We start from the raw sequence: 6,391 nt of genomic DNA on the forward strand, positions 1-6,391 counted from the left end.
GAGTAATATGCCCAGTTATGCAAATCGTTATATAAGTAATTTAACAAGAGAAACCTACGCTTTAATTCTTGCCGGAGGTCGCGGTTCTCGCTTGCATGAGCTAACCGACTGGCGTGCTAAACCCGCCGTTTATTTTGGTGGTAAACATCGTATTATTGATTTTCCACTATCAAATTGCATTAACTCAGGTGTAAGACGTGTCGGAATTGCAACGCAATATAAATCACACTCACTGATTCGCCATGTAAATCGAGCGTGGGGGCATTTTAAAAAGGAATTAGGTGAGTCAGTTGAAATATTACCTGCGTCACAGCGCCATGGTGATGAATGGTATTGCGGTACTGCCGATGCGGTATTTCAAAATATGGATATTATTCGCCATGAGTTACCTAAATATGTAATGATTTTATCTGGCGACCATGTGTATCGTATGGATTATGGCGGGCTGTTGGCAAAGCATGTAGAAAATGGCGCCGACATGACGGTATGCTGTTTAGAAGTACCGGTTGAAGAAGCTGCGGGTACCTTTGGTGTGATGACGGTTGATGAAGAAAGTCGTGTACGTCGGTTTGACGAAAAACCTGCCGAGCCCAGCTCAGTGCCTGGTAAACCAGGCACCTGTTTAGCATCAATGGGAAATTATGTATTTAATACTGAGTTTTTATTTGAGCAGCTACAAAAAGATGCGCAAACAGAGGGCTCAGGGCGTGATTTTGGCCATGATATAATTCCGGCTATTATTGAAGAGCATAATGTGTTTGCCTACCCGTTTAGAGATCCCGCACAGGTAGGACAACCCTATTGGCGCGATGTGGGAACTCTAGATTCGTTTTGGGAAGCAAATATGGAACTGGTTATGCCAGAGCCTCAACTGGATTTGTACGATCCTACTTGGCCAATTTGGACTTACCAAGAGCAACTTCCTCCTGCCAAATTTATTTTTGATGATGATGATCGCCGAGGGATGGCGGTTGACTCAACGGTGTCGGGTGGGTGTATTGTTTCCGGCTCTTTAGTGAGAAAATCATTATTATTTTCTAATGTACATATTCGTTCATATTGTACCATTGAGGAGTCGGTCATTTTACCCGGTGCTATTGTAAATCGAGGGTGTAAAATTAAGCGAGCAATTATAGATAGAAGCTGTGAGATCCCACCTGGATTAGAGATTGGTTTTGATCGTAAAACCGATGAAGCCAATGGATTTCGGGTATCAAAAAAAGGGATTGTATTGGTCACCCGCGATATGCTGATGAAGTTAGACAATAAGTCACATCGTTAATAAATAATAATTAAAAGAGCAAGGCGAAAGCCTTGCAGCAAACTATAAGAGTAAATTAATGCATGTATTAATGGTTGCTGCAGAGAATGATGCGTTACCTAATGCCAAAGTTGGTGGTGTTGCTGATGTTATTCGTGATGTACCAAAGGCGTTAGTGGCGCAGGGGCTGACGGTAGATGTGGTTATTCCTGATTATGGTTTTGAACTAGGTGAGCGCTGTTTTATTGGTGAAGTGAGTGTGGCATTTAAGTCAGAGACACACGTTTTATCTTTGTTTGAAATTACACAGAATCAAAAAGGGGTGAGGCAAATAGTTATAAGTCATCCTCTTTTTAGTCAATCATTGAGTGTGTATTGTAACGACAACGATAATAGACCATTTGCTACCGATGCAACCAAGTTTGCACTGTTTAATGCCGCTATTTGTGAAGCCCTGATACAGGGCGTATTAACACAACCCAACACTTTACATTTGCATGATTGGCACAGTGCCTGTGTGGCCGTGTTACTTAAATTTAATCCTCGTTATGGCAAGCTTGCTAAGCTGCGCTTGGTATATACGGTGCACAATTTAGCTTTGCAGGGAATTCGTCCTTTTAAAGGGGATGATTCAAGCTTAGAAGCATGGTTTCCCTCGTTAAGTTACGACGGGCAACGATTATGTGACCCTCGTTATCCGCATTGCTTTAACCCTATGCGCAGTGCCATTAATTTAGCCGACAAAGTACATGTGGTTTCACCGAGTTATAGCCAAGAAGTGCAAATAGCAAGTAATGACGCCCACGGATTCTTTGGTGGCGAAGGACTTGAACGAGATTTACAACAAGCGGCTGAGCAAGGCAAATTAATTGGCATACTCAACGGCTGTGATTACGCAATTCAAGACGAACATGAAGCAACCTATAGTCAGCTATTAGAGCAAATAGAATCGACTTTGTTTAGTTGGATGGCAAAAAGCGCGCAATTACACAGCAGCCACTACATCGCCCATCAGCGTGTTTTACAATTTATGGCGTGTGATAAGCAAGGGCCACTTGTAACAAGTGTAGGGCGGCTCACTGAGCAAAAAGTATTGTTACTTTGCCAGCAACAAAGCAAAGACCTGACTATTGATTCAGTGTGTCAGATCATTAATCAATTTAAGGGGCGTTTACTTGTGCTGGGCTCAGGCGATAGTAAACTTGAACACCTTTTTACCTGCGCCATGGCACGTAATAACAACTTTTTGTTTTTAAAAGGCTATGGGCAAGATGTTGGCGATTTAATGTATCAATTAGGTGATTTATTTTTAATGCCGAGTTCTTTTGAGCCCTGTGGGATTAGCCAGATGCTCGCAATGCGAGCCGGCCAACCTTGCTTAGTGCACAGTGTCGGAGGTTTAAAAGATACCGTAGAGCATAATGTCAGTGGATTTTGTTTTAACGGCGATACGCTAAGTACACAAGCTGATGCACTCTTGCAGAGTTTAACTGAGGCACTTAGCCTATATCAAACAAACCCTAAGCAATGGCAAGCAATAAAAAGGCGAGCTGCTGATGCACGATTTAGTTGGGATAGTGTGGTAACTGATTATATAACATACTTATATTAAAAAATTTTATAAAGTTCAGTGACATCCGTTCTTATTTACGCTTTAATTACTTAGTCTGGTGGAAATAATATAAAGTAGGTAATGTGTCTGTATTTGTGGCAAGGCAAGCAATACTAAATCGGAATCAAAATGTAGTTGCTTATGAACTGCTATTTCGCGATAGTCCTGAAAATTGCTTTCCTGGTGTATCTGATGGTCAAGCAACGGCGAGGCTTATCATGGAAAACCAGCTTAACCTAGGTACTCGTCACATTACCTCGGGTAAAAAAGCATTGATCAATATTGGCCCTGAGTCATTAAAACTTGATTTGTGTGATTTTTTACCTTGTAAAGATGTTGTAATTGAATTACTTGAAACCATAGAGCCCACCGACGATACCTACGAGCTATGTCGCAAGCTATTTCACAGTAACTACAAATTAGCCCTGGATGATTTTGTTTATACGCCGCAGTGGGAGCGCTTTTTAAAGCTGGTCAACTTAATTAAATTTGATATTCGCCTTACTCCACTTGCTGAAATTCCGCTGGTGGTTAATAAGCTTAAAAAGTACAAAAATATTAAACTACTAGCCGAAAAAATAGAAACCGATGAAGAATATAAATTGGCCCGTAAAATGGGCTTTGATTATTTTCAAGGTTATTATTTTGCGCGCCCAGTGATGATAGAACAAAAAGATATTCACTATAATTACGGCCTAGTGATCGCTATTTACTCAGAAGTAATGAAGCCAGATCCTGATGTTAAAGTGATCACCGGTTTATTTGAGCTTGATGCGGCATTGGCCTACAAGTTACTGCGTTTATTAAATAGCGGTGTGTTTCCGCTACAAAGCCAAATTTCGTCGTTAAAACAAGCGTTAGTTTACCTCGGCCAAGCACGTTTAAAAAAGTTTGTTAGTTTAATTGTCACTGCCCATACAGCACGCTCTAAGCCTATAGAGCTCATGCAGATGTGCGTTATTCGCGCACGGTTTTGTGAATTAATAGCCGCTAAAGTTGCTAAGCAGGTTCAAGGTGAAGCATTTTTAACGGGGCTTTTTTCACTGCTCGATGCTATTTTAGACAAGCCAATGGACTTGCTGGTTGATAAACTTCCATTCCCGGAAGATATAAAAGCAGCGTTAACTGGTGAAAAAAATAACTTATATTATATCCTTGAAACAGTAAAAGCCTACGAAACAGGAAGCTGGTGGGCGCTTGAGAATGCAGTATTACTGATTAATTTAGACAGTGCTTTTTTACCAAAATTATACAAACAAGCGGTACAATGGGCCGATAGCTATAAAGATAATATTTAGGGAATTCATGCTTTGCGCAATTATAATATGGACTTTATAAGGGGCATAGCCGTACTTGGTCTGGTATTTATTAACTGTTTTTCCTTCGCTATTTTCGAGCTTAATTATACGCCACTCACAACACCACCACCTAGTGATCAGTTTCTAAACATACTAAGCCTTATATTTGTTGAAGGGCGGTTTCGCACTTTATTCACTTTACTGTTTGGTGCGGGTCTTTATATTCAGTATCAGCGATACCAATGCACTGAGCCACTAAAAAAACGATTACATTGGCTAATTGTGTTTGGCTTAATACATGGTTTTTTATTGTGGGCGGGCGACATTTTGTTTTTATATGGGGTGTCAGGTTTATTTATATTGCGCTATTTAGATTACACGAATGAAGAGCTTAAAAACAAAGCTGCGCTTTTTACTTTTATTTCTTTAATGACTATTGCCATATTTATGTTAGGACTTAATGAGGCGCCATTATACAGAGATTCCCCCGAGTACTACGAAATATACACTAGTTACTACCAAAGCATCGGTGCTCACTTTAGCCAAAATATAGCAATGAGCGCCTATATGTTGTTGGCTGTGCCTATTTTATTATTGTGGGCTAGTGCTGGGTTTATGCTAATTGGTATTTTGGCTTACAAATACGGTGTGTTTAGTAAAGGGCTTAGTAAGGCGCTGCTTATTAAGCTTATTCTATTAAGTGCGTTATTTATTAGCTTAAGGTTAATGTTAGTGCCATACAATCAAGGTATTGGTTATGCCTTACAAGAGCCTGTTAATGAACTTGCTGCCTTATGTGTTGCACTGCTTTATATTCATTTAATCGTTAAACTTTGTGACAACAGCGCCCACATAGGGGGGCTTATCCAACAAGTTGGACGCTTAGCGTTTACTTTATACATAAGCCAAACCATTATGCAGTTATTATTGTTTAAAGTGTTTTTTCCGCAGTGGACGCTCAAATTTAACCGACTCGATTATTGGCTCGTCGCTATTAGCTTAGTGATTGTACAGCTTATATTTACAGCTATTTATTGCCGGTATTTTAAGCAAGGCCCGCTTGAATACCTATGGCGTAAATTAGCGAAAATTAACCGCGAAAAAATAGCTTGAGTAGTTTAAACTATGCGCCTTTATATTTAAGAAGATTTGCCTGATGACAGACTTGAAGCGTTTAAATAAATTTATTAGTGAAACCGGGTTTTGCTCTCGCCGCGAAGCCGATAAATATATTGAGCAAGGTCGTGTTACCGTTAATGGCGAATTACCAGAAATGGGTGTTAAAGTTGCCCAATCAGATGTAGTTTTGGTTGATGGTAAACCATTAAAAGCACCACCTAAACGTGTGTATATTGCTTATAATAAACCTGTGGGCATTACCTGTACCACAGAGCGTAAAATTCAAAGTAATATAGTTAAAGCCGTTAATTATCCTGAACGTATATTTCCGATTGGTCGTTTAGACAGACCCTCAGAAGGGCTGATTTTTTTAACCAATGAAGGCGATATCGTTAATAAAATCTTACGAGCTGGCAATAACCACGAAAAAGAATATGTGGTTACTGTAGACAAACCACTTAATCGTCAGTTTGTAAATAAAATGGCGAACGGTATTCCTATTTTAGATACCGTGACTAAAAAGTGTAAAGTTACTCAGACTGGTGCGCAGCAATTTAGCATTATTTTAACCCAAGGTTTAAACCGTCAAATTCGCCGTATGTGTGAATACTTAGGTTACGAAGTGGTTACACTAAAACGTGTGCGTATTATGAACGTAACTCTCAAAGGCTTAAAAGTAGGGCAGTGGCGACATTTAAGCGACGCTGAAATGGCGGTCATTAACGACTCAATTGCTGATTCAGGTAAAACGCAAGAACACTCACTTTATGATGATACTGAACAGCGCAATTACACTGAACAAGCTAAAAATAGTGGCGCTAAATCTGCTCATAAGCGTGACTTTCAGGGCGGGAAACTACGTCGTGAAAATAATGACGAGCAACAAAAGCAAGCTAAAAAAAGTAGTCGAAATACGCCTTATCAAAAACGCTCTACTACTTATGTGGGTAAATCAAATACTCACAAAGCAAATACTGCCACAGGAAACAAAACCCGCAGCAGTGGCACGTTAAGCTTAAAAAAGTAATTAACCTGAATCTCGTTTAAGAAAATTGAACTAAATGCCTGTTCCGAGATCCGATCTTTCGACCAAGAACGATT

5 protein-coding genes are annotated in these 6,391 nt (G+C 39.9%); all 5 read left to right on the forward strand.

Features of this window, described 5'->3' with window-relative positions; genetic code table 11:
• Positions 1-7: 7 nt before the first annotated feature.
• The 5 genes from glgC to rluF all read left to right on the forward strand — a co-directional run bounded on the left by glgC (position 8) and on the right by rluF (position 6,317).
• Complete coding sequence (glgC, locus tag AAEY57_RS09895; protein ID WP_013463240.1) at positions 8-1,282, forward strand: glucose-1-phosphate adenylyltransferase; 1,275 nt, start codon at positions 8-10, stop codon at positions 1,280-1,282.
• 58 nt (positions 1,283-1,340) lie between these two features.
• Positions 1,341-2,873, forward strand: coding sequence for a glycogen synthase (locus AAEY57_RS09900; RefSeq protein WP_024600881.1), 1,533 nt, complete (start codon positions 1,341-1,343; stop codon positions 2,871-2,873).
• A gap of 83 nt (positions 2,874-2,956) precedes the next feature.
• On the forward strand, positions 2,957-4,171 hold the full coding sequence (locus AAEY57_RS09905; protein ID WP_024600880.1) for an EAL and HDOD domain-containing protein: 1,215 nt from the start codon (positions 2,957-2,959) through the stop codon (positions 4,169-4,171).
• Positions 4,172-4,183: 12 nt separating this feature from the next.
• Positions 4,184-5,284, forward strand: a complete 1,101-nt coding sequence (locus tag AAEY57_RS09910) for a DUF418 domain-containing protein (protein ID WP_502704884.1) — start codon at positions 4,184-4,186, stop codon at positions 5,282-5,284.
• A gap of 43 nt (positions 5,285-5,327) precedes the next feature.
• The gene (rluF, locus tag AAEY57_RS09915) at positions 5,328-6,317 is read left to right on the forward strand and encodes a 23S rRNA pseudouridine(2604) synthase RluF (RefSeq protein WP_024600878.1); all 990 of its coding nucleotides are present in this window, start codon (positions 5,328-5,330) and stop codon (positions 6,315-6,317) included.
• Positions 6,318-6,391: the final 74 nt, after the last annotated feature.

It is taken from the genome of Pseudoalteromonas sp. MER144-MNA-CIBAN-0113 (genome assembly GCF_040308965.1).
Classification (GTDB): domain Bacteria; phylum Pseudomonadota; class Gammaproteobacteria; order Enterobacterales; family Alteromonadaceae; genus Pseudoalteromonas; species Pseudoalteromonas tetraodonis.